General features: G+C 60.8%; 24 protein-coding genes. 18 read left to right on the top strand and 6 right to left on the bottom strand.

The genetic code is table 11. The annotated features are described in order from the left end of the window. Positions 1-97: 97 nt before the first annotated feature. The 6 genes from dusB (at position 98) to AC3WN7_RS01710 (ending at position 8,121) form a co-directional block, all read left to right on the top strand. A complete protein-coding gene (gene dusB, locus AC3WN7_RS01685; protein WP_015093302.1) occupies positions 98-1,108 on the top strand; it encodes a tRNA dihydrouridine synthase DusB in 1,011 nt (336 codons plus the stop codon). Then, the gene (gene fis, locus AC3WN7_RS01690; protein WP_015093301.1) at positions 1,105-1,425 is read left to right on the top strand and encodes a DNA-binding transcriptional regulator Fis; all 321 of its coding nucleotides are present in this window, start codon (positions 1,105-1,107) and stop codon (positions 1,423-1,425) included. Before dusB ends, fis begins: the two co-directional genes overlap by 4 nt. A gap of 82 nt (positions 1,426-1,507) precedes the next feature. Then, positions 1,508-3,115 (top strand): bifunctional phosphoribosylaminoimidazolecarboxamide formyltransferase/IMP cyclohydrolase, encoded by a 1,608-nt coding sequence (gene purH / locus AC3WN7_RS01695; protein WP_015093300.1) that lies wholly within the window; start codon positions 1,508-1,510, stop codon positions 3,113-3,115. Positions 3,116-3,285: 170 nt separating this feature from the next. Further along, a complete protein-coding gene (gene purD, locus AC3WN7_RS01700) occupies positions 3,286-4,581 on the top strand; it encodes a phosphoribosylamine--glycine ligase (protein ID WP_095964762.1) in 1,296 nt (431 codons plus the stop codon). Positions 4,582-4,681: 100 nt separating this feature from the next. Continuing rightward, on the top strand, positions 4,682-7,459 hold the full coding sequence (locus tag AC3WN7_RS01705) for a hybrid sensor histidine kinase/response regulator (RefSeq protein ID WP_095964761.1): 2,778 nt from the start codon (positions 4,682-4,684) through the stop codon (positions 7,457-7,459). A 65-nt stretch (positions 7,460-7,524) separates the two neighbouring features. Continuing rightward, positions 7,525-8,121: a MarC family protein gene (locus AC3WN7_RS01710; protein ID WP_007971378.1), complete on the top strand. Its 597-nt coding sequence runs from the start codon at positions 7,525-7,527 to the stop codon at positions 8,119-8,121. A gap of 6 nt (positions 8,122-8,127) precedes the next feature. Here the strand turns inward: AC3WN7_RS01710 and AC3WN7_RS01715 are convergent, their stop codons facing one another. The 6 genes from AC3WN7_RS01715 to cobG all read right to left on the bottom strand — a co-directional run bounded on the left by AC3WN7_RS01715 (position 8,128) and on the right by cobG (position 14,311). Next, positions 8,128-8,847: a hypothetical protein gene (locus AC3WN7_RS01715; RefSeq protein WP_095964760.1), complete on the bottom strand. Its 720-nt coding sequence runs from the start codon at positions 8,845-8,847 to the stop codon at positions 8,128-8,130. A 54-nt stretch (positions 8,848-8,901) separates the two neighbouring features. Continuing rightward, complete coding sequence (locus tag AC3WN7_RS01720) at positions 8,902-9,717, bottom strand: hypothetical protein (protein WP_256585597.1); 816 nt, start codon at positions 9,715-9,717, stop codon at positions 8,902-8,904. A 215-nt stretch (positions 9,718-9,932) separates the two neighbouring features. Beyond that, positions 9,933-11,639 carry a precorrin-3B C(17)-methyltransferase gene (cobJ, locus tag AC3WN7_RS01725; RefSeq protein ID WP_102673128.1) on the bottom strand — a complete coding sequence of 569 codons (1,707 nt, stop codon included), beginning with the start codon at positions 11,637-11,639 and terminating at the stop codon, positions 9,933-9,935. Continuing rightward, positions 11,639-12,370, bottom strand: coding sequence for a precorrin-2 C(20)-methyltransferase (locus AC3WN7_RS01730; RefSeq protein WP_095964814.1), 732 nt, complete (start codon positions 12,368-12,370; stop codon positions 11,639-11,641). The genes cobJ and AC3WN7_RS01730 overlap by 1 nt, the downstream gene beginning before the upstream one ends. After that, positions 12,370-12,996 (bottom strand): precorrin-8X methylmutase, encoded by a 627-nt coding sequence (locus AC3WN7_RS01735; protein WP_007979603.1) that lies wholly within the window; start codon positions 12,994-12,996, stop codon positions 12,370-12,372. Before AC3WN7_RS01735 ends, AC3WN7_RS01730 begins: the two co-directional genes overlap by 1 nt. Next, the gene (gene cobG, locus AC3WN7_RS01740; protein WP_102673129.1) at positions 12,989-14,311 is read right to left on the bottom strand and encodes a precorrin-3B synthase; all 1,323 of its coding nucleotides are present in this window, start codon (positions 14,309-14,311) and stop codon (positions 12,989-12,991) included. The genes AC3WN7_RS01735 and cobG overlap by 8 nt, the downstream gene beginning before the upstream one ends. Before the next feature lie 277 nt (positions 14,312-14,588). Here cobG and AC3WN7_RS01745 point away from each other — a divergent pair, with 277 nt between their 5' ends. The 12 genes from AC3WN7_RS01745 to AC3WN7_RS01800 all read left to right on the top strand — a co-directional run bounded on the left by AC3WN7_RS01745 (position 14,589) and on the right by AC3WN7_RS01800 (position 26,937). Further along, positions 14,589-15,236 carry a hypothetical protein gene (locus AC3WN7_RS01745; protein ID WP_095964757.1) on the top strand — a complete coding sequence of 216 codons (648 nt, stop codon included), beginning with the start codon at positions 14,589-14,591 and terminating at the stop codon, positions 15,234-15,236. Positions 15,237-15,394: 158 nt separating this feature from the next. After that, positions 15,395-16,606, top strand: a complete 1,212-nt coding sequence (gene cbiE, locus AC3WN7_RS01750; protein ID WP_095964756.1) for a precorrin-6y C5,15-methyltransferase (decarboxylating) subunit CbiE — start codon at positions 15,395-15,397, stop codon at positions 16,604-16,606. Beyond that, entirely contained in the window at positions 16,599-17,696 is a 1,098-nt protein-coding gene (locus AC3WN7_RS01755; protein ID WP_095964755.1) for a cobalt-precorrin-5B (C(1))-methyltransferase, read from the top strand. The genes cbiE and AC3WN7_RS01755 overlap by 8 nt, the downstream gene beginning before the upstream one ends. Next, complete coding sequence (locus tag AC3WN7_RS01760) at positions 17,693-18,421, top strand: cobalt-precorrin-6A reductase (RefSeq protein ID WP_095964754.1); 729 nt, start codon at positions 17,693-17,695, stop codon at positions 18,419-18,421. The genes AC3WN7_RS01755 and AC3WN7_RS01760 overlap by 4 nt, the downstream gene beginning before the upstream one ends. A 376-nt stretch (positions 18,422-18,797) precedes the next feature. Further along, positions 18,798-19,196: a DUF2946 domain-containing protein gene (locus AC3WN7_RS01765; RefSeq protein ID WP_015093286.1), complete on the top strand. Its 399-nt coding sequence runs from the start codon at positions 18,798-18,800 to the stop codon at positions 19,194-19,196. Positions 19,197-19,243: 47 nt separating this feature from the next. Beyond that, positions 19,244-19,723, top strand: a complete 480-nt coding sequence (locus AC3WN7_RS01770; RefSeq protein ID WP_095964753.1) for a copper chaperone PCu(A)C — start codon at positions 19,244-19,246, stop codon at positions 19,721-19,723. Between the two features lie 21 nt (positions 19,724-19,744). Next, on the top strand, positions 19,745-20,188 hold the full coding sequence (locus AC3WN7_RS01775) for a DUF2946 domain-containing protein (protein ID WP_095964752.1): 444 nt from the start codon (positions 19,745-19,747) through the stop codon (positions 20,186-20,188). A gap of 239 nt (positions 20,189-20,427) precedes the next feature. Next, the gene (locus AC3WN7_RS01780) at positions 20,428-22,497 is read left to right on the top strand and encodes a TonB-dependent copper receptor (protein ID WP_371918065.1); all 2,070 of its coding nucleotides are present in this window, start codon (positions 20,428-20,430) and stop codon (positions 22,495-22,497) included. A 128-nt stretch (positions 22,498-22,625) separates the two neighbouring features. After that, entirely contained in the window at positions 22,626-24,005 is a 1,380-nt protein-coding gene (locus AC3WN7_RS01785; protein ID WP_095964750.1) for a PepSY-associated TM helix domain-containing protein, read from the top strand. Between the two features lie 180 nt (positions 24,006-24,185). Next, positions 24,186-24,974, top strand: a complete 789-nt coding sequence (locus AC3WN7_RS01790) for an ABC transporter ATP-binding protein (RefSeq protein WP_095964749.1) — start codon at positions 24,186-24,188, stop codon at positions 24,972-24,974. Then, complete coding sequence (locus tag AC3WN7_RS01795; RefSeq protein ID WP_095964748.1) at positions 24,971-25,930, top strand: ABC transporter substrate-binding protein; 960 nt, start codon at positions 24,971-24,973, stop codon at positions 25,928-25,930. Before AC3WN7_RS01790 ends, AC3WN7_RS01795 begins: the two co-directional genes overlap by 4 nt. Then, complete coding sequence (locus tag AC3WN7_RS01800; protein WP_102673130.1) at positions 25,927-26,937, top strand: FecCD family ABC transporter permease; 1,011 nt, start codon at positions 25,927-25,929, stop codon at positions 26,935-26,937. The genes AC3WN7_RS01795 and AC3WN7_RS01800 overlap by 4 nt, the downstream gene beginning before the upstream one ends. The last annotated feature ends 41 nt before the right edge of the window (positions 26,938-26,978 follow it).

Consider the following 26,978-nt stretch of genomic DNA (forward strand, 5'->3'; position numbering starts at 1 on the left):
TTTTGTTCAATTCAGCCTTTATCCAGTCATCGAGAGCGGGTATCATGCCCACCCTTTTTCGAACTCTCATGATCCGGCCCCACAACAGGGAAGTCCTATGTCGGCGGTACGCATCGGCCCATATACATTGCATAACAGCTTGATTCTCGCCCCCATGGCGGGTGTCACCGACCAGCCCTTTCGTCAGCTGTGCAAGCGCTTGGGCGCGGGACTGGTCGTCTCGGAAATGGTCACCAGCGACATGAGTTTGTGGAACACCCGCAAATCGCGCATGCGCATGATCCACACGGGTGATCCCGAGCCACGCTCGGTACAGATCGCCGGTGGGGACGCGCAGATGCTGGCGGACGCTGCCCGTGCCAACGTTGAAATGGGCGCACAGATTATTGATATCAACATGGGCTGCCCGGCCAAGAAAGTCTGCAACAAGGCTGCCGGCTCTGCACTGCTGAAGGATGAAACCCTGGTAACCGAGATCCTGCAGGCCGTCGTGGCTGCGGTCGATGTGCCGGTTACCCTGAAGATCCGGACCGGCTGGGACCGGGACAACAAGAACGGCCTGACGGTGGCGAAGATCGCCGAGCAGGCAGGCATTACGGCGCTGGCAGTGCATGGCCGCACCCGTGCCGACCTGTACACCGGTGTTGCCGAGTACGACACCATTGCCGCGATCAAGCAGGCGGTGTCGATTCCGGTCTTCGCCAACGGCGATATCGATTCGCCGGAAAAAGCCCGGTACGTGCTCGACGCGACCGGTGCCGATGGTTTGTTGATTGGCCGGGCTGCCCAGGGGCGGCCATGGATTTTTCGCGAGATCGACCACTTCCTGCGTACCGGCGAGAAACTCCCGGCGCTGGAACTGATCGAGGTGGAACGCATCCTGCTAGAGCATCTGGCTGCCCTGCACGCCTTCTATGGCGATGTCATGGGTGTACGCATTGCTCGAAAGCATGTGGGCTGGTATCTCGCAACCCTGCCGGGCGCCAGGGAGTTTCGCGCCCACTTCAATCGTTTGGATGGTACGGATACACAATGCGCCAACGTTCGGGCGTTTTTCGCCGAGCGTTACAAGAGCCTGACAGGGGACGGAGAGTGGGTGGCCGCATGACGATGATGACCGAGACTTTAGTGAGTGGAACAACACCCGTGAGCGACAACGTGAATTTGAAACAGCACCTCAATACACCGAGCGAAGAGGGCCAGACCCTTCGCGGGAGTGTCGAGAAGGCGCTGCACAATTATTTCGCCCACCTTGAGGGCGCTGCCGTCACTGATGTGTACAACCTGGTGCTCTCCGAAGTCGAGGCTCCCCTGCTCGAATGCGTGATGAACTACGTCAAGGGCAACCAGACCAAGGCCAGCGAGATGCTCGGACTGAACCGGGGCACGCTGCGCAAGAAACTCAAGCAGTACGATTTGCTGTAAGCATTCAATCAAACCAGAAAGGCGCCCGCGTAAAACCGGTCGCCTTTTTTGCTGACTTCCTTTGCTTTTGATGGAAATTGAGATGACCGACCAGACTACCCGCCTGCCGATCCGCCGCGCCTTGATCAGCGTTTCCGACAAGACCGGGATCCTCGAATTCGCCAAGGAGCTTGAAGCCCTGGGCGTCGAGATCCTCTCCACCGGCGGGACGTTCAAGCTGCTGCAGGACAACGGCGTTGCCGCAGTGGAAGTCGCGGATTACACCGGTTTCGCCGAAATGATGGACGGCCGGGTGAAAACCCTGCACCCGAAAATCCACGGTGGGATCCTCGGTCGTCGCGGTATTGACGACGCAATCATGAACGAGCACGGCATCAAGCCGATCGACCTGGTCGCGGTCAACCTGTACCCGTTCGAAGCCACCATCAACAAGCCAGGCTGCGACCTGCCGACCGCCATCGAGAACATCGACATCGGCGGCCCGACCATGGTTCGTTCGGCCGCGAAAAACCATAAAGACGTAGCGATCGTGGTCAATGCCAGCGATTACGCCAGCGTCCTCGAGAACCTCAAGGCCGGCGGCCTGACCTACGCTCAGCGCTTCGACCTGATGCTCAAGGCGTTCGAACACACCGCCGCCTACGACGGCATGATCGCCAACTACATGGGCACCGTGAACCAGGCGGCCGACACCCTGAGCACAGAAGGCCGCAGCGAATTCCCGCGCACCTTCAACAGCCAGTTCATCAAGGCCCAGGAAATGCGCTACGGCGAGAACCCGCACCAGAGCGCGGCGTTCTACGTGGAAGCCAAGCCTGCCGAAGTCGGCATCGCCACCGCGACCCAGCTGCAAGGCAAGGAGCTGTCGTACAACAACGTGGCCGACACCGACGCTGCACTGGAATGCGTGAAGAGCTTCGTCAAGCCGGCTTGCGTGATCGTCAAGCACGCCAACCCCTGCGGCGTGGCTGTCAGCCCTGACGCCGAAGGCGGCATCCGCAAGGCCTACGACCTGGCCTACGCCACCGACACCGAATCGGCTTTCGGCGGCATCATCGCCTTCAACCGCGAACTGGACGCCGAGACCGCCAAGGCCATCGTCGAGCGCCAGTTCGTCGAAGTGATCATTGCCCCTAGCGTCAGCGAAGAAGCCCGCGCCATTGTCGCCGCCAAAGCCAACGTACGCCTGCTGGCCTGTGGCGAGTGGTCGGCTGACCGCGCCGCTGCCTGGGACTACAAACGCGTCAACGGCGGCCTGCTGGTGCAGAGCCGCGACATCGGCATGATCGGCGCCGACGACCTGAAAGTGGTGACCAAGCGCGCACCGACCGAACAGGAAATCAACGACCTGATCTTCGCCTGGAAAGTCGCCAAGTACGTGAAGTCCAACGCCATCGTCTACGCCAAGAATCGCCAGACCATCGGTGTCGGCGCCGGCCAGATGAGCCGCGTGAACTCGGCGCGCATTGCTGCCATCAAGGCAGAACATGCCGGCTTGCAGGTAGCCGGTTCGGTGATGGCTTCCGACGCATTCTTCCCGTTCCGCGACGGTCTGGACAATGCGGCCAAGGCGGGCGTGACTGCCGTGATCCAGCCAGGCGGCTCGATGCGTGATGCTGAAGTGATTGCAGCGGCCGACGAAGCCGGCATCGCGATGGTGTTCACCGGCATGCGCCACTTCCGCCACTGATACGACGATCAACTGTGGGAGCGGGCTTGCTCGCGAAGACGGCGGCACATTCAATATTGATGTGACTGAAACACCGCTTTCGCGAGCAAGTCGAATCGTCGCACCGCCGCTCCCACATAAGAGCATCCCAGCGGTGCTATCAAGAATTAGCGTCATCCGAGGTTTTTGAAATGAATGTTTTGATCATTGGCAGCGGCGGCCGTGAACACGCCCTGGCCTGGAAAGTGGCTCAGGATCCGCGCGTGCAGAAGGTGTTCGTGGCGCCGGGCAACGCCGGTACCGCCATCGAAGCCAAGTGCGAGAACGTTGCCATCGACGTACTGGCGCTTGAGCAACTGGCAGACTTTGCCGAGAAAAACGTTTCCCTGACCATCGTCGGCCCTGAAGTGCCGCTGGTTGCCGGTGTTGTGGACCTGTTCCGCAGCCGCGGCCTCGACTGCTTCGGCCCGACCGCTGGCGCTGCGCAGCTGGAAGGTTCGAAAGCCTTCACCAAGGACTTCCTGGCTCGCCACAAGATCCCGACTGCCGACTACCAGAACTTCACCGAAATCGAGCCAGCCCTCGCCTACCTGCGTGAAAAAGGCGCCCCGATCGTGATCAAGGCCGACGGCCTGGCCGCTGGCAAAGGCGTGATCGTCGCCATGACCCTGGCCGAAGCCGAAGACGCCGTGCGCGACATGCTGGCGGGCAATGCCTTTGGCGATGCCGGTTCGCGCGTGGTCATCGAAGAGTTCCTGGACGGCGAAGAAGCCAGCTTCATCGTCATGGTCGACGGCAAGAACGTGCTGCCGATGGCCACCAGCCAGGACCACAAACGCGTCGGCGACGGCGACACCGGTCCGAACACCGGCGGCATGGGTGCTTACTCCCCGGCGCCAGTGGTCACCGCCGACGTGCACAAGCGCGTCATGGACCTGGTGATCTGGCCGACCGTGCGCGGCATGGCCGAAGAAGGCAACGTCTACACTGGTTTCCTGTATGCAGGCCTGATGATCGACAAGGCTGGTAACCCAAAAGTCATCGAATTCAACTGCCGTTTCGGCGACCCTGAAACCCAACCGGTGATGCTGCGCCTGCAGTCGAGCCTGGTGTTGCTGGTCGAAGCCGCCCTGGCCCAGGCGCTGGATAAAGTGGAAGCGCAATGGGATCCACGTCCGAGCGTCGGCATCGTTCTGGCCGCTGGTGGCTATCCTGGTGACTACGCCAAGGGCACAGCCATCAAGGGGCTGGATGCAGCCGCCGCACTGGAAGGCAAGGTTTTCCACGCCGGTACGGCGCTCAAGGACGGTCAGGTAGTGACCGCCGGTGGTCGTGTGTTGTGCGCCACAGCCATGGGTGCCAGCGTCGACGCTGCACAGCAGCAGGCCTACAAGCTGGCGGCAACGATTGACTGGGAAGGCTGTTTCTATCGCAAGGACATTGGCTACCGCGCCATTGCCCGCGAGCGCGGCGAAAGCCAGGAATAAGGTAGACACCGCACCAGGCAATGAACACGGTTCATTGCCTGGCTATTCCGGCGCCGCGCATCGTTATATTCTGGCATCAACCTATCGAAGGGATTTCGCCGTGCGCTGGCTCAGGATTGCCATAAGCTTAACCGTCACATTGCTGACCCTGCTCTGCATGCTACCGGCCCAAGCCGCGCAAGGCAGTGGCTGGGCGGTATTGCTCGACGAACAGGGCGACCTGCAACTGAGCGACATCCGTTCCGCACGCTACACCAATCAATTCAGCCCCATCGAACTCGATCGCATTACCGCGGCTGAACCCGATGGGGCGCTATGGTTGCGATTCAAGCTTGCACCGGGCAAGCACGAACAGGTGCTGCGATTGTTCGCGCCTGACCTGCGCCAGTTCAACATGTACGTACTGGACGGCGACAAGCTGATCGACCAATCCAGCACAGGCAACGAACAGCCCCAATCCGAGCGTCCATTGCCCAGCAGCGACTTCATGCTGCCGCTGCCGCAAAGTGACAGCCCGCTGGACGTCTACCTGCGACTGGCCTCCGACCACCAGTTACGACCCTACATCACCCTGCAATCGGCGGTCATCGCGGCTGCCAACCAGAACCAGACGCTGATCTATGGCCTGCTGTTCGGTTGCATCGCCATGCTGATCCTGCACAACCTCATCCGCTACGCCTACACCCGCTCGCACAGCGCCCTCTGGCTGGCAACGTGCGAAGGGCTGTTGATGCTCAGCCTGCTGCTGTTGCTGAACCTCGCCGGCCCCTGGCTACCGGACTGGCACGCACTGCAGACGCCGGGGGCCTACCTGGCATTGCTGCTGACGGCGCCCTGCGGCCTGATGCTTGCCTATCGTTTCTTCTCCCCGCTCGGGCCGCACCCGCTGAACCGGTTGCTGCTCGGCGAGGTCCTGCTCATCACCGCTTGCGGCCTGATGCTGCTATTCGTCAATACCTTGCCGCTGAACTTCATTACCTACGGCCTGGTAGCCCTGGCTGGCCTGACCATGCTGTTCATCAGCGCCTATCACTGGCAAAAAGGCTATCGCCCGGCGCGTCTCTTCGTGGCGGCCATGGTGGTGTTCAACCTCGGGACCCTGGTCATCCTGCCTGCGCTGTTGGGGCTGACCCTGGTCGAACCCCATGGCCTGATCACGACCTTGCTGGTATTCATCTGCATCAGCGGCCTGCTGATGAGCATCGCGTTGAGCGAGCGCCAGCGCCGCATCACCGAAGACCGTTTCAGCATCAGCCGCGACCTGGCGGCCAGCAATGCCGAGGTCAACGCCAAGGCCGAGTTCCTGGCGAAGATCAGCCATGAAATCCGCACCCCGATGAACGGCGTTCTCGGCATGACCGAGCTGCTGTTGGGCACCCCGCTGTCGGTCAAGCAACGCGACTATGTGCAGACGATCCACAGCGCCGGGAACGAGCTGCTGACACTGATCAACGAAATTCTCGACATTTCCAAACTCGAGTCCGGGCAGATCGAACTGGACGATGTGCAGTTCGACCTCAACGCGCTGATCGAAGACTGCCTGAGCATCTTCCGCGCCAAGGCCGAGCAGCAAAACGTCGAGTTGATCAGCTTCATCCAGCCGCAAGTGCCTCGAGTGATCAGCGGTGACCCGACACGCCTGCGCCAGACCCTGTTGAGCCTGCTCGAAAACGCCCTGAAAAAAACCGACGAAGGCGAAATCCTGATCGTCGTGGCGCTCGACGAGCGCAACACCAAACCGCGCCTGCGTATCGCCGTGCAGGACAGCGGCGAGCCGATGGACGCCGATGAACGCGACGCCCTGATGCACGCCGAACTGCACAGCCGGCATTTTCTGTCGGCCACCCACCTGGGCGGCAACCTGGGTCTGGTGATTGCCCGGCAACTTATACGCTTGATGCAAGGGGAATTCGGCATCAAGAGTGGCAGCAACCAGGGCAGCACCCTGTGGCTGACCCTGCCGCTGGATCCGGATCGCCTCGAACACCCGACCTCCGACCTCGATGGCCCGCTGCAAGGTGCACGGGTATTGGTGGTGGACGACAACGACACCTGTCGCAAGGTGCTGGTGCAGCAATGCAGCGCCTGGGGCCTGAACGTCAGCGCCGCGCCTTCCGGCAAGGAAGCACTGGCACTGTTGCGCACCAAGGCGCATTTGCGCGATTACTTCGATGTGGTCCTGCTGGACCAGAACATGCCCGGCATGACCGGCATGCAACTGGCGGCCAAGATCAAGGAAGACCCGAGCCTGAACCATGACATCCTGCTGATCATGCTCACCGGCATCAGCAATGCGCCGAGCAAGATCATTGCGCGTAACTCCGGGATCAAGCGCATCCTCGCCAAACCGGTGGCCGGCTACACCCTCAAGACCACCCTGGCCGACGAACTGACCCAACGCAACAAAGGCCTGGTCGTCACGCAATCACTGCCAAGCGGCCCGCCCCCGCCGGTCAAGGTCCCCAGCGATTTCCGCATTCTGGTGGCCGAAGACAACAGCATTTCGACCAAGGTGATCCGCGGCATGCTGAGCAAGCTCAACCTGCAACCGGATACCGCCTGCAACGGCGAAGAAGCCTTGCAGGCGATGAAAGCCCAGCGTTACGACCTGGTGCTGATGGACTGCGAAATGCCGATCCTCGACGGCTTCTCGGCCACCCAGCAATTGCGTGCCTGGGAAGTCGGCAACCAGCGGGTCCGTACCCCCGTGGTGGCATTGACCGCCCACATCCTGGCCGAACACAAAGAGCGTGCGCGCCAGGCCGGCATGGACGGACACATGGCCAAACCGGTCGAACTGTCACAACTGCGTGAATTGATCGAACACTGGGTCGCCCAGCGTGACCAGCAGAATCGCGCAACGACCCAAACGTCCTGAGCCGACAGACTGCGCAACCCCTGATAGACTCCCCCTCGACTTCCCTCGCCAGTGAGCCCGGCACCATGCTCCATGTGTTGTTCAGCGTTTACCTGAAGATGCTGGTGCTCTACAGCCCATTCTTCGTGTTGTCCTGCTTCATCAGCCTGACCCGTGGTTATTCGCGCAAGGAACAGCGTCGACTGGCCTGGAAAGTTGCAGTCGCCACACTGGTCTCCAGTGTGCTGCTGTACTTGTTCGGCCGAGTGATTTTCAGTGTTTTCGGCATTACCGTGGATGCGTTCCGCATCGGTGCCGGTAGCGTCCTGTTCATCTCGGCACTCGGGATGGCACAAGGTAAATCGGCAGTACAGACCGACAACGTGCAGCAGGATGTGACCATCGTCCCGCTGACCATTCCACTGACCGTCGGCCCGGGCACCATCGGTGCGTTACTGGTGATGGGCGTGAGTCAGCCGCACTGGGACGACAAACTCACCGCCATTGTCGGCATTGCCATGGCCAGTTTTACGGTGGGCGTGGTGCTGTTTTTGTCCAGTCGAATCGAGCGCATTCTCGGTGATCAGGGATTACAGATCGTCAGCCGTTTGATGGGGCTATTCGTATGCGCACTGGCGGCGCAGATTATCTTCACCGGGGTGAGGGGCTATCTGGTGCCTTAGCCCCCTCTAAGCAAGCTGCACCGCGTGTTCGCCGACCTTGATGCACAGTGCCTGCCGTTGCGGCCCTAGCCACCGCACTGTGTCTTCTCGGAATGCCGTGTATTCGTTGACAGCAAATCGGGCGTGAAGAAATGAAGTCATCACACCTCCCGCTACGCGATTCAAAGCGAAGTCTTGCCCGATAAACTGGCCTTCAATCGGCTGATCTGTTTCAAAGAACACGGTGGCCAATGTTAAAAAACCATCAGCCTCGACTACGCCTGCCAGCACTCTCACACGATGAGTACGCTTGAGATTGTCTTCGATACCGACTGAATGAGTCCCACTCTCCAATATCGATTGCTCACGGAAAACCCCAGCCCCCAGCGACTGTACCGGCAGTTGCGCAATCATGCGCAGAGCACTTCCCATCAGAAGGACTTGCTGAGCGGACAGCCTTGATTGAAAGGCTGCATGCACAGCGTCATACACGGAAAAAATCGTAACGCCTGATCGAGGGAACATTCCTGAGGTTGCCCCCTGGTCATGGAACTGCCAGCCACAAGCGCCCAGCGTATCCACGAATACTTCGGCCCATTTGACGTGGGCGTGACCATTCGGAAAATCTTCCTCGGCGGTGAGTTGCGCAAACAAGACAGTGTCAAGGCTGTCCTGCAGGGCCGCAGGCGACAACGCCTTCGACATCAGCAAAACGCTGCCTGAATTTATTACTACGGAGTACGTCATTCGCTTTCCTTGATTCAGGAAGGCCAAAGGCCGAAAACCTCTGGCCTCGTTCCTTCACTTGCGCCGGCTGAACCGCCTGACCAACACATCTTTTCGGTGCTCGCCAAGGTACTCTTCGATGTCCGACTTGATTTCCGCATAACGGGCAGGGTTGAACGTTACAAACGACTTTCCGTGAAAGATTTCCAGGGAAGAAGTCCTCCAGTCGACAAACAGCGCACCGCCATCATCACTACCACCCTGATGATCAACCGCGCCTACCGCGATCAGGATAATTCCGTTGGCCATTTGCTCGCAGGGGATAGTGGTCAGGCGTACGCCTTCCGTATTCTTCGCTTCAAGGTTGAACAGATTTAGTGCATCTGGCTCTTTCTTCAATGCATCCAGCGTGGAGTTGGTGATTGCACTGAGCACAGTTGCGCCAGGAATTGCGGCCTTTGCAGCCTCGATGGCAGCCTGGATAATATCGACCATGACATTATCCATCGTGATCTTCAGCGAAGTGGCACTGTACTTTGAGTAACCTTTATCTGGAACGAAACACCCCAACTCTTCCAGACACTTGGTAAAGGCGTGATACCAAGCCTTGGGATCCTTATTCCCGGGCACTTCGTAATTGGCTTCCATCTTCGACATGGTTATCAGGTTTTCAATGATCGCCATGTTCTCGATGCTGATCTTGTCACCGTAGCCAATCAGACTATTGCCCAACACCAGCGCGTCCAATTCCTTGGTAGGACTCGAAGCGACCGACGACATCAACGACATTGTGCGCGGCCGCTTGGCCATGGCACTTTTACGCATCTTAATGCATGCCCTTACAAAATCAGCACTTTTCGAAAAGCTTACAGAGCTTTCAAAATCATCCACAAGTAATACTCCTTTATTTATTAACAAGCGCTCCATCCAGAAGCGCCTTAAAACTAACGCAGTTCACTCCAACCATCAACCACAACTAAATACAACATATGTATATCAATCATTACAAACTAGCGAGACACGTATTCAACAACAAACAGACACCACCAACCAGGCCATTATTAATTAATAATGGCCTGGCGTTATTCAGCAGTCCGGAATAGTAACTATTGAATGGGGGTAAGCTTGTCGCCATAACTGCGTGGCGTGTACACCCAGGTACTACCGTCCAGGCGAGGGAACACACGAGTTGTCGAAGACCCGATGAGCACCATTGTCCGCATGTCCACCTGATCGACACCCAGTTGACCCAGCGTGGTCACCCGTAACGTCTGACCCGGACGGCCAATATCCCGCCCCAATACGACGGGAGTTCCCGGCTCACGGTGCTGGCTGACAATCTCCAGCGCCCGGCCCAATTGCCATGGGCGTGAACGAGAGATCGGATTGTAGAAAGCCAGCGCAAGATCAGCTTGCGCGGCCAGGTCCAGACGTTTTTCAATGATCGACCAGGGCTTGAGATTGTCTGACAGCGACAGCACACAGAAGTCATGACCCAACGGCGCACCGGCCTGGGCGGCCGTCGCCAGCGAGGCTGAGACACCTGGCAGGATTTCGAGATCGACGTTGTGCCAGGCAGCATCGCTGGACTCGTGAAGCGCCTCCAGCACAGCCGCGGCCATGGCAAAGACCCCCGGATCACCGGACGACACCACCACCACCGAACGCCCTTGAGCCGCCAGTTCGAAGGCGTGACGGGCACGCTGCATTTCTTCGCGGTTATCCGTGCAGTGCAACACCTGGTCAGCCCGGAATGGCCCGGCCATGCGTACGTAAGTTTCGTAGCCGAGCACATCGTTGGCGCGAGCCAGTTCTGCCTTCACCGCCGGCACCATCAAGTCGGCAGCGCCTGGCCCGAGGCCAATCACCGCCAGCCGTCCGCGCGGTCGGCCGATCTGCGATGGCTCCAACGGCTGCTCGGCGACTGCAATGGCAACCACGTCATCGCCGACGATGGATACAGGCCTGATGGCATGATGCACCAGCTCACTCGCCGCACCTGCAGCGCTGACAAAACGCAACGGCACACCCAGCTCGAGCGCCGCTTCGCGCAACGTGGAGCCGGCCATTTCACTGTCGGCGGCCAACAGGCAAGCCACCGATTGCACTGCGATTCCGGCCTGACGCAAAGCCTGGCGAATGGCGGCCGATGCATTGGCCACTTCGCCCGCCACGGCAACCAGCACGTTGCGTGGATAGATCCGCAATTCGTGGGCCACAGGCGCTCGCTCGGCATGACCGACGTGAACGGTCAGTCGCGCGTGTTCATTCTCAGGCAATTGCGCTTGCGCCAACCACGGTGCAGAACCTTCGATGCGCACCGTTTCACCCGCCAGCAAATCGGACACGAAACGCTTGCCCAATTCCAGATCGCCCAAGACATACCCACTGGGCGGATTGAGCAGGCAGGTGCCGAAACGCAGTTCACCGCTGGTGGTGATCGCCGCCGAGACTTCCAGTGCGGCGGCAATCTCGCGCGCCATCACATTCACGCCGCCAAGACCACCAAGCAGAGGCACCACCGCGCTGCCGTCTTCGGCCACGGCCAGCACTGGCGGCTCGGCGCCTTTTTCCAGCAGCAACGGCGCCAGCGTTCGGATCACGATCCCGGCTGCGCACAAGGCTATGATCGGTGTGTCCTGTTGATAAAGCTCACGCAGGGTCGCACCGAATTCTCGGTAGACGCGATCAGCGCCCTCAACCCGCCCGGTCAGGCCGTGGATCAACGCCCCCGGATAAAACTGCTGAATTTTCTGTGCGGTCGCGAGGCTGCCATTGCCGAGAATGACAATCGCCGGAACTGGACGGGTCATCAGCCTTGCCACCTTTCACCGGGAACGATGATCAACGAGAAGTACGGCGAAGACATCGGCTCGACCTGATCCAGCGGCACGATCTTCTGGTTGGCCATGGTTGCGCGTTCGACGTACAGCGCTCGCTCGGCCAGGCCGAGTTCCTCCAGCACCTGGCGGACCTTGGGAAAATTGCGTCCCAGTTTCATGATCACCGCCGCATCGGCATCGGCCAGGCGACGCTTGAGTTCGTCGTGCGGCAGCACACCGGACAACACCGACAGACTCTGATTGCGATACACCAGCGGCGCACCGAGCACCGAAGCACCGCCGAGCATCGAACACACCCCAGGCACGACTTCAGCCTGATAACGCTGGGCGAGCCGGTCGTGCAGGTACATGTAGGAGCCGTAGAAGAACGGATCGCCCTCGCAGATCACTGCCACATCGCGACCTGCGTCGAGATGCGCGGCCAGCTCTGCGGCAGCGTCATCATAGAAGTCGCTGATCACTTGCTCGTAGGACAACGGCGCTGGCAAGGCTTCAGTGGTCACCGGGTACACCAGTGGCAACAAATTCTGTGCGTCCTGCAGGTGGGCTTCGATGATACCGAAGGCGTTGCCCTTCTTGCCCTTGGCGACGAAGTACGCTACTACAGGCGACTCGCGCAGCAGTCGCAACGCCTTGACGGTAATCAGTTCCGGATCACCGGGACCGACGCCAAGGCCGATCAAACGTCCAGGTTGCTGCATCATTCGATCTCCGTGGCGAGGGCATTGACGGCGGCGGCAGCCATGGCGCTACCGCCCAGGCGACCCTGCATGATGACAAACGGCACGCCACGGCTGTCAGCCGCCAGCGCTGCCTTGGATTCGGCGGCGCCGACGAAACCTACAGGGAACCCGAGGATCAGCGCCGGTTTCGGCGCACCGGCGTCGAGCATTTCCAGCAAATAAAACAATGCCGTCGGGGCGTTGCCGATGACCACCACGCTACCTTCCAGATGGGGACGCCACAGTTCCAGCGCAGCGGCTGAGCGGGTGTTGCCCAACTCACGGGCCAGTTCCGGAACGCTTTCGTCGCGCAAGGTGCAGATCACCGGATTGTTCGCTGGCAACCGCGCGCGGGTCACGCCTTCGGAGACCATTCGCGCATCGCACAAAATCGGCGCGCCGGCCGCCAGCGCATCACGCCCGGCCTTGCCCGCCCCTTCGGAAAACTGCAAACCGTCGATGGCCTCGACCATGCCGCAGGCGTGAATCACACGGACCGCGAGTTTCTCCAGATCGGCAGGAATTCGGTCGAGGTTGGCCTCGGCGCGAATGATCGCGAAGGAGTTGCGATAGATCTCCTGACCGTCGCGGATGTAATCAAGCATCAAGGGGGCTCCGTGAGCGAGCGTCGAGCAAGGCCGCGACCGCTTCAATAGTAAGGTTGTGTGCGTGCAGCGCGCCGACACCCGGCTGCGCTGCGTCGCGAAAATATAGATCGTAGTGACCGGGGGCGACGGCCAGCAACGTGACGGGCGCGATATGCGCGGCGGCGCAGGAACGCGGGCAACCGCTCAGGTGTATGTTCAGCGCCGGTCCGTGGCGGCGCAGCAGCGCGGCCAATTGCAGGGCATCGCCCTTGGTCTCGGCCAGGCCTTTGGCGCAACCGTTTGAGCCGGTGCAGGCGATCAGCCGGGACAATGGCTGATCGGCTTCGCACTGCAGACCCAGACACTGCAGTCGCCGAATGACCTCAGTGGCATTTTCCGCGCGAACATTGGGCACCAGCAGACTTTGCCAGGGTGTGAAGCGCAGACTCGAATCACCGAGCTCGCAGGCCACTTGCGCCACGCCCCGCAGCATCGTCGGATCGAGCCGTCCCAGTGGCGGGACAGCCCCCACATAGACAACGCCGGAGTCGGCCTGGGGATGGGCGCCGATGTGCAAATCGCTGCCAGCCGAAACCCGCTGCCAATCGACAACCGCTTGCATCGATACACACTCAGCCAGCCGAAGCAGAACGTGCTCGATGGAGTACTCGGTCAGCAAATGACGCATCCGCGTCTGCTCGGGGCGCGCCCGTTCAAGGAACAACTCAAGCACCGCGACTACCAGGGCATGGCCATCGTCGAGCGCGACCGAACCGGCCGGTTGGTCCGTCGGGCATCCAGCCAACCCAAACGCCAGCCGTTGCTCACCGTTTCGCTCGAAGGCCGCGAGCCACAGGTCGTGGGGATGCTCAAGCATCGCCAGAGCCTCGCCGCCATCGAGTTGCACAGCGAACTTGGCACTGAGATCGTGAAAGCGTTCTTGCTGTTGCACCGTGGCCAAAATCCGATCGGCCAGCGCACGGGTATCGAACAGCATCTGCCGATCGAACCCGGCGGCAGGGCTGAGCATCAGATTGCGAACATCATCACCCGCCGCATGGCTCGGGCCCAATCCTGCGGCAAGCAGGCAGTCGATCAAGGCGGCCTGTTCGTTGCCGATGCCACGAATCTGCAAGTTGCCGCGGTTGGTCGCCTCGATCACACCACCGGCATATCGCTCGGCTGCATCGGCCACCGCGAAGGCCTGCTGTGCGCGGATGGAACCACTGCTGAGTTTGATTCGGCAAATGCCGCCGTCCAACGCCTGGACGATACGCAGCAACCCGGGACAGGCCGAAGGGCGTAAAGGGTTGGATTTCTGACGAGGATTCACTGGATGACCGGTACGAGGCGAAGGGCAGCATTATGCCTGCTTTGTCAGGCGGGATGAAAAGTCCAGGCAGATGGACGACGAAAAGCGCCTGGCTCCGGCGTCAGAGTGTTTGTTCTGGCGCACGAGTCGTACTGGCTCATGTCAGGCATAAACGCCGCAAAAAACACTCACAACAAAAATCAACTTCACAACCCGCTCTTATTTCAACCCTCTATCGACTCCTGTACTTTTAATTCGCAAACAGCAATAGCAAACAGCTAACTATCAGGAGCAACCCATGAGCAAAAACAGCCTGTCTGGAGCATTAACCGGACACAGCCTTACTTCATGCATAGACGAACTTTCACTGCAAGATCACAACGACCTTACCGATTGCACACAAATAGCCACAAAATCCGCTGACATGCTTTGTAGTCGCTTCACTGATTCGTCAACGTGGCTGCATGAGTATGTAAATACGCTGGATTTCCTGGGTTGGTCTGTCTTTGAAGACGCGATTTTCACCCGCACCCGTAGCGTCATTTCACAAAGCGTTGCGCACTTTCTGGTGCAAAGCGCTGAAGGCATGCGGGACTCCCGACAAGGCAATGCCATGATAGACACGCTCGACGCGCTGAAGCCCGACAAATCGGCGCTGTTTTCACTGGATAAAGAGAGTCTTATGGGAGAAGGTTTTCAGGTAATACCTGCACGCTACGATTCAAGGGGGTTCCTTGAAATAGCCGTCTTTAATCTTGAATTGGTAGTAACCACAAGAAAAAGTGGTTTTTTGTTCTGGAACTGGGAAGATCAGGATGCACAAATCACCCAGCGACGGGCCAGCCTTAAACTGGACAGATACAAACTCGAAAATAAAAAACCGCTGATTGAAAAAAAGCTTCGCGAGATCACCATGAAGAGATTCGAACTGCGCAAGCCATCATAAGATTGAATATCCTGACACTTGAATGGTGTCATCACGGTCAAAAGCACGCCTTCACCCGATGACAACAGGCGAATGCCGCGCCGCGGTATGATGCGCAACCGCCAGCCCGGCACGGACCGGCTCCGTGATTTGGCTTCGATTGATAGATGAGGAACAGCATGACCCCCTGGCTGACAGTAGTAGGCATCGGAGAGGAAGGCTTCAAGGGGCTTGGAAAAAATGCCCGACATGCTCTGCTGAAGGCTTCGCGGATCATTGGCGGTCAACGACAACTGGATCTGCTGCCAGCCTGCATCCGTGGCGAACGGCAAGTGTGGCCAAGTCCCTTTTCCCTTGAACCGGTCCTGGCCCGACGTGGCGAGCCCGTCTGCGTCCTGGCCAGCGGTGATCCAATGTTCTATGGCGTCGGCGCCAGCCTTGCCCGACAACTCCCTGCCAGCGAAGTGCTGACGCTTCCCGCGCCCTCCTCATGCTCACTGGCAGCAGCGCGAATGGGTTGGCCCTTGCAGGACGTGGTCACCCTTTCGGTGGTGGCCCGGCCGCTCGCCGCACTCAACGCCCACCTGTCCAGCGGCGTGCGCTTGCTGGTATTGAGCAACGACGGCCGCAGCCCCGCGGCCATCGCTGCACTGTTGCGCGAACGAGGCTTCGGCCCCAGCCGTCTCACCGTGCTGGAACACCTGGGCGGCGAAGCCGAGCGGCGTATCGACAGCATTGCCAGCGACTGGAACGCCCCGCTGATCGCCGACCTGAACCTGGTCGCCATCGAATGTGTCGCTGAACCGAATACACCTCGCCTGTCCCGACTGGCCGGACTGCCGGACTCCGCCTTCAGGCACGACGGTCAATTGACCAAACGCGATGTGCGCGCCATCACCCTCGCACGTCTGGCCCCGATCCCCGGCGAACTGTTGTGGGATGTCGGTGCCGGCAGTGGCTCGATCGGCATCGAATGGATGCGCACCCACCCCGGTTGTCGCGCATTGGCCATCGAGGCGGATGACGGCCGCCAGGCGTTGATCGAGCACAACCGCGATGCCCTCGGCGTTCCCGGCCTGCAACTGGTTCGCGGCAATGCGCCGCAGGCCCTGGCCGGCCTGGAGCGACCGGACGCGATTTTCATCGGCGGCGGTGTCACCCGTGAAGGCGTGCTGGATACGTGCTGGGCCGAACTCAAACCCGGTGGCCGGCTGATTGCCAACGCAGTCACCCTGCAAAGTGAAATGACCCTGATGGCCTGGCGCGAGCAACACGGCGGAGAGCTGACGCGAATTCATATCGCGCAAGCACAACCGCTGGGCGACTTTGACACCTGGCGCCAGGCCCTGCCGATTACCTTGCTGGACGTGACGAAGCCTTTCGATGCGTGACGAAACCGCCGAACAACCCGCCCCGCTGCGCAGTGGCCTGACCACCGGCAGTTGCGCCACCGCTACCAGCCTCGCTGCCGCACGCTTGCTGTTGGCCGGTGTAACAGCCGACGCGGTGGACATCGTGCTGCCCAAAGGCAAGCACGTGCAGATGCGCCTGGAGTTCTGCCGCCTCACCGAGGACGGCGCCGAAGCGGGAACCCTCAAGGACGCCGGCGACGATCCCGACGTGACCCATGGCGCCCTGCTGTACTCCCAGGTGCGCCTGAGCGCCGAGCCGGGGATTCGCTTCCATGCCGGCCGCGGCGTTGGCACCGTGACCCGGCCCGGGCTGGTGCTGGGGGTCGGCGAACCGGCGATCAACCCGGTGCCACGCAAAATGATCGGCGATCACCTGGCCCGGCTGGCCGACGAGCTCGGTTATGCCGGCGGTTTCGACGTGACGGTCAATGTCGAGAATGGCGAGGCACTGGCATTGAAAACCATGAACCCGCGCCTGGGCATTCTTGGCGGACTGTCGATACTCGGCACCAGCGGCATCGTCCGGCCGTTTTCATGCGCGGCCTACATCGCCTCGATCCATCAGGGCATCGACGTGGCGAAAACCAACGGTTACCTGCACATCGCCGCCTGTACCGGCAACGCCAGCGAAGACACCATGCGCCAGGTCTACAACCTGCCGGAAATTGCCCTGATCGAAATGGGCGACTTCGTCGGTGCCGTACTCAAGCACCTGCGCAAAGTGCCCGTGGACAAGCTCAGCCTGTGCGGTGGTTTCGGCAAGATCAGCAAACTGGCGGCCGGGCATATGGATTTGCACAGTCGTCATTCGAGCATCGACCTGCCGCAACTGGCGCAATGGGCCGCACAGGTCGGTGCCGATACGGCATTGCAGCAAAGCATCCGCGAGGCCAACACCAGCCAGCAGGCACTGGCCATGGCCGCCGCAGCCGGGGTCGCCCTGGGTGATGCAGTCTGTCAGCACGCCCTGGACTTTGCCCGCAGCGTGGTGCCGGCGCAGGTTCAGGTGGAAGTCTTTGCCATCGATCGCCAGGGCGGGATTGTCGGCCATGCAGGCGCTTTTCAATGAAGCGCATCCTGTTGCTCGGCGGTGTGACCGAAGCCTTGGCCATTGCCCGCACGCTGGGGCCGCAGCACATCTATAGCCTGGCCGGTATCGGTCGGGTGCCCACGGACCTGCAATGTCAGATCCGCGTTGGCGGTTACGGCGGTGCCGAGGGTCTGGCGCAATTTATTCGCAATGAGGGTATCGGACTGCTGGTCGACGCCACTCACCCCTACGCCGCCCAAATCAGCCAGAACGCTGCGACCGCCGCGCGCTTGAGCGGTATTCCCTGCTGGGCGCTACGGCGTCCGGCCTGGCAAGCCCGGGCGGGTGATGACTGGCGGGAAGTCAGCGATTGGGCCGAACTGATCGAGGCCCTGAAACCCTTCCGCCGACCGCTGTTCACCCTCGGCCGCGAGCCCCTGCAACACCTGGATGAAATTCCTGCGGAGCAATTCTGGACCCTGCGCGCGCTGGATATCTATCCGGGCAACGAGCGCTGCGAAGTGATCGGCGCACGGGGACCGTTCCTGATCGACGATGAGCGCGCGTTGTTCGAACGTCGGCAGATCGACGTATTGATCAGCAAGAACAGTGGCAGCACGGCGACCGAGCCGAAGCTGGAAGTGGCGCGTGAGCGTGGGGTGCCGGTGATTGTTTTGAAGCGGCCGGTGTTGCCTGGGGTTGAGCGAGAGTTTGCGGCGGTGGCCGTGATACTGCAGGTAATGGCAGAGCAGCAATTGATCTGATTTTTGCGAACACGTCAGGACGCCTTCGCGGGCAAGCCCGCTCCCACAGTGGACCTCACTGAGCACAAATCCATGGCCAGACAAAGAAACCTGTGGGAGCGGGCTTGCCCGTGAAGGCGCCATCAGTGGTGACGCAAAGATTGGAACCTACCCGTCACTCCGACTTTACGTACAAACCTTTAAGGAACGACTGAATCTCTGAGATTCTGAACAATGTTTAAGCGGTGCTAGCATTCTGGAATTCGCGGCTATCATGAAATCAATGACCGCGGTGCAACGCACTGCGACACCAAACCGCACACCGCGTTTTTACTTATCGGCCCTGATCAGGCTAAATAGCCCGCGCCTGATCGCCCACCCAAACGGATTTTGTCCCATGTCCCGACAACGGCTCGCAATTGCCTGGATAGCCTGCTTCGCAGTGCTGTTCAATTTGCTCGCCATGCCGATGTCCGGAGCGATGGCGCAAACGTCGAAGTCACCTGCCGAACAGTTGTTGTGGGGCAGCTTCTGCAGCGCCAGCGGCACCAGGATGGTGGCGATTTCCATCGGCGACCTTGAACAGAAAGCCCCGCAGAACGACGATCATTCCAATATGCAGCATTGCTGGTGCTGCTCGGGTTCTGCGCCATTGGTGGCGTTGCCGGGACATTCGCCACAGCTGTATTTCGCGCACTTCGAATCCAACCGAAGCTTGCCTGCCACCTCGCTCGACAGCCCGTCACCGCGCCAGCAATGGCCGAGTCTCAACCCCCGCGCGTCCCCTCTGGTGTGATTTTTTCTCGCAATTGACCTGCGTTTAAATCGTTCCGGAGAACTGCCATGTTGAACAAACTCATCGTTCTGGCCGCGTTGTTGCTGCCTGCCTGCTTTGCCAATGCCCACGAATACAAGGTCGGCACGCTGGAAATCGCCCATCCGTGGTCTCAGGAGTTGCCACCCAATGCGCCCACCGTTGCGGCGTATTTCGTGATCGACAACGAAGGCATGACCGCCGACCGCCTGCTCAGCGTCGATACCCCCATTGCCGGCGAAGCGCAATTGCATGAGCACGTGATGCAAGGCGACATGATGAAAATGCAGCACGTACCAAGCGTGGAAGTGCCCGCCGGTGGCGAGGTCACTTTCGCACCGATGGCCTATCACGTGATGTTGCTGGGTCTCAAGGACCGCAGCCTGCTGGTTGACGGCAAGCGCTTCCCCATGACGCTGCACTTCGAGAAAGCCGGTGACGTGACGGTCGAAGTCGCGGTGCAGAAGCAGGCGCCGGACGGCATGCAAGCGCACATGCACAATCCATAATCGCCTGAACTGAAAACGCCCATGCGCCCGCTTAGCGCCAGGTCATCCAGGCCACGCAGTCAGGCATTGAGCCTGACACGCGGCAGCTGGATCAGCCTGTTCGCCATGCTGATGATCTTTATCGGTCCGCTGATTTCCCAGTCGATGCCGATGGATTCGCGCGCCATGTCGATGAGCATGCCTGCAGGTATGAGCATGGACATGTCGGCGATGGAGCATGCCGACCACGGCAAGCAAACCTCTGCCGAGCATTGCCCGCCTGCCCCGGGGCACCATGTGCTGTGGGAAAAGTGCGGCTATTGCAGCCTGCTGTTCAATTGCCCGGCGCTGACCGGCGGCGTGTCCTTCGCCAACTTCGTCATTGCACCCGTCAACACCTTCACCACACCCTCTCCGCGCCTGGGCCATGCCCGGCTAACCGTCTTCCCCGGCGCCCGCACCCGCGCCCCGCCTTCCGTCGCGTAAACACCCACCTCCGATCTCACACGGTCCGCAAGACAACCCAAGCAACCGGTGGGAGCGGGCTTGCCCGCGAAGAGGGAGTGTCAGTCAACGTTGATGTCGCCTGGCACACTGCTTTCGCGAGCAAGCCCGCTCCCACAGGGAAAGCTTCAGGCTGCCGGCCGTGTCGTTTACGACTGTTCGATGGAAATTTCATGTCCAGGTTTTCTGCTGACACAGGCTTGAGCCCAGCTCAAGTCTCCATGGCCCAAAACGAATCCGGCATTCGTTTCAGGCACGCCACTGCAATTTTGTGCAGTGCATTGCTGGCGCCTTCCGCGCTGGCCGATGAACACGCCGGTCACACTGAAGAACTGAGTCCGACGGTGATTACCGCCGTTGCCCCCAGCTCGCCATTGACCATCGTCACCAACCCCAAGGACCCGCGCCAACCGGTGCCGGCCAGCGACGGCTCGGATTATCTGAAAACCATTCCGGGCTTCGCCCAGGTGCGCAACGGCGGCACCAACGGCGACCCGGTGCTGCGCGGCATGTTCGGCTCGCGCCTGAACATCCTCACCAACGGCGGCATGATGCTTGGCGCCTGTCCTGGGCGGATGGACGCGCCGACCTCCTACATTTCGCCGGAAACCTACGACAAGCTGACCGTGATCAAAGGCCCGCAAACCGTGCTTTGGGGGCCGGGCGCTTCGGCCGGCACCATCCTGTTCGAGCGCGAGCCGGAAAGCTTCGGCGAACTCGGCACGAGGGTGAATGCCAGCGTACTGGCCGGCTCCAACGGGCGCTTCGACAAACTGGTGGACGCCGCTGCCGGCGGGCCACTGGGCTACGTGCGGGTAATCGGCAACACCGCACATGCAGACGACTACCAGGACGGCAACAACGACACCGTCCCATCGCGTTACGACAAATGGAACGGCGACGTCGCACTCGGTTTGACCCCGGATGCCGATACCCTGCTGGAGCTGACCGCCGGCAAGGGTGACGGTGAAGCGCGCTACGCCGGGCGCAGCATGGACGGTTCGCAGTTCCTGCGCGAAAGCCTCGGCCTGCGCTTCGAGAAATCCAGCATCGGCGATGTGCTGGATACAGTCGAGGCGCAGGTCTATTACAACTACGCCGACCACGTGATGGACAACTACACCCTGCGCACGCCGTCCGGCACCGGCATGATGGCCGGCCCCATGGCCTCCAACGTCGACCGCCGCACCCTCGGCGCACGGATCAAGGCCACCTGGCGTTGGGCTGATGTGCAGCTGATCAGCGGCATCGACGCACAGACCAACGAACATCGCCAGCGCAGCGCCATGGGCATCGACACCTACAAGGACCTGCCCTACACCAAGGATGCCGACTTCCATAACTACGGTGCGTTCGGCGAACTGACCTGGTACGCCACCGACCGTGACCGCTTGATCAGCGGCGCACGCCTGGACCGCGCCTCGGCCAAGGACTATCGGCAGACCATCGGCTCGGGAATGATGACCCGCCCGAATCCGACCGCCGACGACACCCGCGCCGACACCCTGCCAAGCGGCTTCATCCGCTACGAGCATGACCTGGCCGACAGCCCGACCACCTTGTACGCGGGCCTCGGTCACACCCAGCGGTTCCCGGATTACTGGGAGCTGTTTTCACCCAAGTCCGGCCCCGCCGGTTCGGTGAATGCCTTCGATTCGATCAAGCCGGAAAAAACCACCCAGCTCGATTTCGGCCTGCAATACAAGACCGAAACACTCCAAGCCTGGGCCTCGGGTTACGTCGGGCAGGTGCGCGATTACATCCTGTTCAACTACACCCCGACGATGATGGGCACGACCTCGCAAGCCGAGAACATCGACGCACGAATCATGGGCGGCGAACTGGGCGCCGCGTACAGCCTCACTGAACACTGGAAAGCCGACGCGACCCTGGCCTACGCCTGGGGCAAGAACAGCAGCGATGGCTCTGCATTGCCGCAGATGCCGCCGCTGGATGCCCGTTTCGGCCTGACCTACAGCGAAGACAACTGGAGTGCCGGCGCACTGTGGAGAGTGGTCGCCGCACAAAACCGTATCGACCAGAACAAGGGCAACGTGGTCGGCAAGGACTTCGGCAAGACGCCGGGGTTCGGCGTGTTCTCCCTCAACGGTGCCTATCGGATCAACAGCAACTGGAAGGTCAGCAGCGGCGTCGACAACCTGTTCGGCAAGGCTTACGCCGAGCACTTGAACCTGGCAGGGAACGCCGGTTTCGGCTACCCCGCCAATGACCCGCAAGCCATCAAGGAGCCGGGGCGCACGCTCTGGACCAAGGTGGATATGAGCTTTTAAGAGCATCGCGGGCAAGCCCGCTCCCACATGGACAATGTTGAACCTGTGGGAGCGGGCTTGCCCGCGATCGGTTGCGCAGCAACCGTAAAACAAACAACTAAAAAATCCAGCCAAGCGGAGCACACGTGATGAAACAGCCAAAAGTGAACTTCTACAACCTGGCCTGGCGCTGGCATTTCTATGCCGGATTGTTCGTTGCGCCATTCATGGTGATGCTGGCCCTGACCGGCACCATTTACCTGTTCAAGCCGCAACTCGACTCGCTGATGTACAGCAGCCTGCTCAACGTGCCGGCCGGTCATCACACTGTCCCGGCCGACGACCTGCTCAAGCGGGTAAAAGATGCGTATCCCCAGGCCACGATCAAACAGTACCTGCCACCGGTCAATGCCGAACGTAGCGCCCAGTTCGTCGTGCTCAACGACGGCAACGAGCTGAACGTTTTTGTCGATCCGTACCACGGCGACATCCTCGGCGAGCAAGATGCCAAGAAGAACCTGCAAGCCATTGCGCGCGCGATTCACGGCGAGCTGATGATCGGCACCGTCGGCGATCGGCTGATCGAACTGGCCGCCGGTTGGGGTGTGGTGCTGGTGGTGTCCGGGGTATTCCTGTGGTGGCCGCGCGGTCAGGCCGCCGGCATTCTGTGGCCACGCCTGAGCAGTCGCGGGCGGGTGCTTTGGCGTGACTTGCATGCCGTCACCGGATTCTGGGGCGCCTCCCTGCTGCTGGTGATGCTGCTCAGCGGCATGACCTGGACCGGCTTCTGGGGCCAGCAATACGCTGCCGTGTGGAACGTCTTTCCGGCGGCAATGTGGGACAACGTACCGAAGTCCGACGTCGAGGCGCGCAGCCTCAACAGCGCCACCCGCCAGACCGTGCCCTGGGCCATGGAAAACACGCCGATGCCAATGTCCGGCGACCACGCCGAGCACATGGCCCACGACGGTGCGCACGCCGGCCCCGCCGCGCCGACTATCAGCCTGCAAGACGTACAAAACATCGCTACGCAGAGTAAGGTCGAACCGGGCTACAGCATCACTTTTCCGAAATCCGCAACCGGCGTGTTCACCATCTCGGTGTTCGCCGACGACCCGCGCAATGACGCCACGTTGCACATCGACCAGTACACCGGCAAGGTTCTTGCCGATGTGCGTTTCGAGCACTACGGCGCCGTCGCCCGCGCCACGGAAATCGGGGTGATGCTGCACGAAGGCAAGATGTTCGGCACGCTCAATCAAATCATCGTTTTGCTGATCTGCCTGATGATCCTGCTCAGCGCGGTCAGCGGCGTGGTGATCTGGTGGAAGCGTCGTCCGCAAGGAAAACTCGGCGTACCACCGCTGCGCCACGACCTGCCGAAATGGAAAACCGCCATGGTGATCATGTTCGCCCTCGCGGTGGCCTTCCCGTTGGTGGGCGCTTCGCTGGTGGTGGTGTGGGTGCTGGATCGTGTGCTGCTGTCGCGTTTTACCCGGCAGACTGAGAACGCCTCATCTTCATCATGAAACAGCTGAGATGCGCGGGGCTCAAGGGGCTGTAAACTGCCCCGCACGTCACCCTCTAGCATCAAGGGTGTCCTTTCGGGCCTCTTCGCGGGCAAGCCCGCTCCCACAGGATTCACGCAACTCCTGTGGGAGCGGGCTTGCTCGCGAAGAGGCCATCAGCTTCACCTCAAGAGTAACGGCATGACCTCGCTGCACCTCACCAACCTCACCTGGTCCCCACTGGGCCACGGCCATTGCCACCATCAGTTCCAGCTGCGTGATGCCTCCGTGCACGTGGCCGCGGGTGAGTTCGTCGGGTTGATCGGCCCCAACGGCAGTGGCAAGACCAGCCTGTTGCGTTGTGCCTGGCGCTTCAGTAAACCGGAGCACGGTGAGGTCAGGCTCGATCACCAGAATGTCTGGAAGCAATCCTCGCGCTGGTGTGCGCAACGCATCGCCGTGGTCTTGCAGGAGTTCCCCGACGCCTTCGGCCTGACCGTCGAGGAAGTGGTCGCCATGGGCCGCACGCCGCACAAAGGCCTGTTCGATGGCGACACGCTCGAGGACTCGACACTCATTCATCAGGCGCTGGAGTCCGTCGGCCTCAAGGGCTTCGATGACCATGAGTTCGCCACCCTCTCAGGCGGTGAAAAACAGCGGGTAATCCTCGCCCGCGCCCTGGCCCAGCAACCGCAACTGCTGATCCTCGACGAGCCGACCAACCACCTCGACCCACGCTATCAGCTTGAGCTGTTGAAGTTGGTCAAGCACCTGAACATAGGCACCCTGGCGAGCATCCACGACCTCAACCTGGCGGCGGCTTTTTGTGATCGGCTGTACGTGATCAACCATGGCCGCATCGTCGCCAGCGGCACGCCGCAAGAGGTGCTCACCACCGCCCTGCTGCGCAATGTGTTTGGCGTCGAAGCGCTTATCGATGACCATCCGCTGCACGGCTACCCACGAATCACCTGGATAACCCAACCATGAATTTGCGTTCCCTGCTGCGCTCCGGCCTCTGCCTCGTGATGCTGTCGATCAGCGCCCAGGCCTTGGCCGAAGCCACCCATTACCCGCTGACAGTCAAAAGCTGCAACCGCGAAGTGACCTTCACGCAAGCACCGCAACATGCCCTCAGCCACGACATCAACATGACCCAGATGATGCTCGCCCTCGGCCTCAAGCCGCGGATGGCCGGCTACAGCGGCGTCAGTGGCTGGAAGGCCGTGACACCCGACATGCAGTCGCTGCTCGACGGTCTGCCGGAGCTGGCGGCCAAGTACCCGTCGGTGGAAACCCTGCTCGATGCCAACGTCGATTTCCTCTTCGCCGGCTGGGACTACGGCATGCGGGTCGGCGGCGATCTCACTCCGCAAACCCTGCAGCCGCTGGGCATCAATGTGTATGAGCTGAGCGAATCCTGCGCCTTCGTGATGAAGCGCCCACCAGCCAGCCTCGAAGACACCTACAACGACCTGCGCAACCTCGGCAGGATCTTCGACGTGCAGGACCGCGCCAACGCCCTGGTCGCCCACATGCAGGCGCAAGTAGCGGACATTCGCAAAACCCTGCCCGCGCAAAGACCGCGGGTCTTCCTGTACGACAGCGGCGAAGACCGGGCCATGACCTCAGGCCGCCTCGGCATGCCGCAAGCGCTGATCGACGCCGCTGGCGGGCGCAACATCCTCGATGATGTCGACGCAAGCTGGACCCGGGTCAACTGGGAAAGCGTGGTCGAACACAATCCACAGGTGATCGTGATCGTCGACTACAGCGAAATCACTGCCGAACAGAAGATTCAGTTCCTGCTGGCCAACAAGGCCCTGCAATCAGTGGACGCGATCAAGCACCGGCGCTTCATCGTCATCCCGTACGTACAGGCCACGCCGGGCATCGATAACGTGCTGGCGGTCGCCACCCTGGCCAAGGGCTTTCACAGCGAATGATCAACCGTCGCTACGCCCTGTTGCTGATCGTCCTCGGTACCCTGTTGCTGGTGTCGTGCGTAGTGTCCCTGGGTTTCGGCCCGGCGCGGGTACCGCTGGACGTGGTGTGGCGCATCCTGCTGCACAAGCTGTTCGGTTTCGGTGTGCAACACTGGAGCCCCGGGCAGGAGCATATCGTCTGGCTGATCCGCGTCCCGCGCATGCTGCTCGGTGCGTTGGTTGGCGCAGGGCTGGCACTGATCGGCGCGGTGCTGCAAGCGGTGACGCGCAACCCCCTGGCTGACCCGCATTTACTCGGCGTCACGTCCGGCGCGACATTGGGCGCGGTGATCGTGGTGTTGCATGTCGGAGAAATCGTTGGCCTGCTGACCTTGCCGATCGCCGCCTTCATCGGTGCATTGCTGAGCATGCTGGTGGTGCTGATGATCGCCAGCCGCCACGGTCGCCTCGACAGTGATCGCCTGTTGTTGTGCGGCGTGGCGGTGTCGTTCGTGATGATGGCGATCGCCAATTTGTTGCTGTTCCTGGGCGACCATCGAGCCAGTTCGGCGGTGATGTTCTGGATGCTCGGTGGACTCGGGCTCGCGCGCTGGGAATTGCTGGCGGTACCGACCGCCAGTGTGTTGTTCGGGCTGGTGTTGCTGCTGGGCATGGCGCGACCGTTGAATGCGCTGATGGCCGGTGAGCAGACGGCAGTGACCCTGGGCCTGGATGCGCGCACCGTGCGCCTGCGGGTATTTCTGATTGCATCGCTGATGACCGGGGTGCTGGTGTCGATCAGCGGCTCGATCGGTTTTGTCGGGCTGATGGTGCCGCACATCGCGCGGCGTCTGGTCGGAGCTGAACACCGAAGAGTGCTGCCAGTGTGCGTGTTGCTCGGCAGCGTGTTTCTGGTCTGGGTCGACGTCGCCGCCCGGACGATGATCGCGCCCGAAGACTTGCCCATCGGGGTGGCCACGGCGGCGATTGGCGGGTTGTTCTTCATCGGTTTGATGCGACGTCGTTAACGCCATGTTTAATTAAAACAACATTCAAAACTGCATCTATG

This window comes from Pseudomonas sp. FW305-70, from assembly GCF_058783925.1.

What these genes read in the sequence shown, in the direction of transcription:
- AC3WN7_RS01795 (WP_095964748.1), top strand. Translation starts at nt 24,971, where the DNA reads ATGAATTTGCGTTCCCTGCTGCGCTCCGGCCTCTGCCTCGTGATGCTG.
- cobJ (WP_102673128.1), bottom strand. Translation starts at nt 11,639, where the DNA reads ATGACCCGTCCAGTTCCGGCGATTGTCATTCTCGGCAATGGCAGCCTC.
- AC3WN7_RS01735 (WP_007979603.1), bottom strand. Translation starts at nt 12,996, where the DNA reads ATGCTTGATTACATCCGCGACGGTCAGGAGATCTATCGCAACTCCTTC.
- AC3WN7_RS01760 (WP_095964754.1), top strand. Translation starts at nt 17,693, where the DNA reads ATGAAGCGCATCCTGTTGCTCGGCGGTGTGACCGAAGCCTTGGCCATT.
- AC3WN7_RS01780 (WP_371918065.1), top strand. Translation starts at nt 20,428, where the DNA reads ATGGCCCAAAACGAATCCGGCATTCGTTTCAGGCACGCCACTGCAATT.
- AC3WN7_RS01775 (WP_095964752.1), top strand. Translation starts at nt 19,745, where the DNA reads ATGCGCCCGCTTAGCGCCAGGTCATCCAGGCCACGCAGTCAGGCATTG.
- AC3WN7_RS01785 (WP_095964750.1), top strand. Translation starts at nt 22,626, where the DNA reads ATGAAACAGCCAAAAGTGAACTTCTACAACCTGGCCTGGCGCTGGCAT.
- AC3WN7_RS01710 (WP_007971378.1), top strand. Translation starts at nt 7,525, where the DNA reads ATGCTCCATGTGTTGTTCAGCGTTTACCTGAAGATGCTGGTGCTCTAC.
- AC3WN7_RS01755 (WP_095964755.1), top strand. Translation starts at nt 16,599, where the DNA reads ATGCGTGACGAAACCGCCGAACAACCCGCCCCGCTGCGCAGTGGCCTG.
- cbiE (WP_095964756.1), top strand. Translation starts at nt 15,395, where the DNA reads ATGACCCCCTGGCTGACAGTAGTAGGCATCGGAGAGGAAGGCTTCAAG.
- AC3WN7_RS01800 (WP_102673130.1), top strand. Translation starts at nt 25,927, where the DNA reads ATGATCAACCGTCGCTACGCCCTGTTGCTGATCGTCCTCGGTACCCTG.
- dusB (WP_015093302.1), top strand. Translation starts at nt 98, where the DNA reads ATGTCGGCGGTACGCATCGGCCCATATACATTGCATAACAGCTTGATT.
- AC3WN7_RS01790 (WP_095964749.1), top strand. Translation starts at nt 24,186, where the DNA reads ATGACCTCGCTGCACCTCACCAACCTCACCTGGTCCCCACTGGGCCAC.
- fis (WP_015093301.1), top strand. Translation starts at nt 1,105, where the DNA reads ATGACGATGATGACCGAGACTTTAGTGAGTGGAACAACACCCGTGAGC.
- purD (WP_095964762.1), top strand. Translation starts at nt 3,286, where the DNA reads ATGAATGTTTTGATCATTGGCAGCGGCGGCCGTGAACACGCCCTGGCC.
- AC3WN7_RS01730 (WP_095964814.1), bottom strand. Translation starts at nt 12,370, where the DNA reads ATGCAGCAACCTGGACGTTTGATCGGCCTTGGCGTCGGTCCCGGTGAT.
- purH (WP_015093300.1), top strand. Translation starts at nt 1,508, where the DNA reads ATGACCGACCAGACTACCCGCCTGCCGATCCGCCGCGCCTTGATCAGC.
- AC3WN7_RS01745 (WP_095964757.1), top strand. Translation starts at nt 14,589, where the DNA reads ATGAGCAAAAACAGCCTGTCTGGAGCATTAACCGGACACAGCCTTACT.
- AC3WN7_RS01770 (WP_095964753.1), top strand. Translation starts at nt 19,244, where the DNA reads ATGTTGAACAAACTCATCGTTCTGGCCGCGTTGTTGCTGCCTGCCTGC.
- AC3WN7_RS01765 (WP_015093286.1), top strand. Translation starts at nt 18,798, where the DNA reads ATGTCCCGACAACGGCTCGCAATTGCCTGGATAGCCTGCTTCGCAGTG.
- AC3WN7_RS01715 (WP_095964760.1), bottom strand. Translation starts at nt 8,847, where the DNA reads ATGACGTACTCCGTAGTAATAAATTCAGGCAGCGTTTTGCTGATGTCG.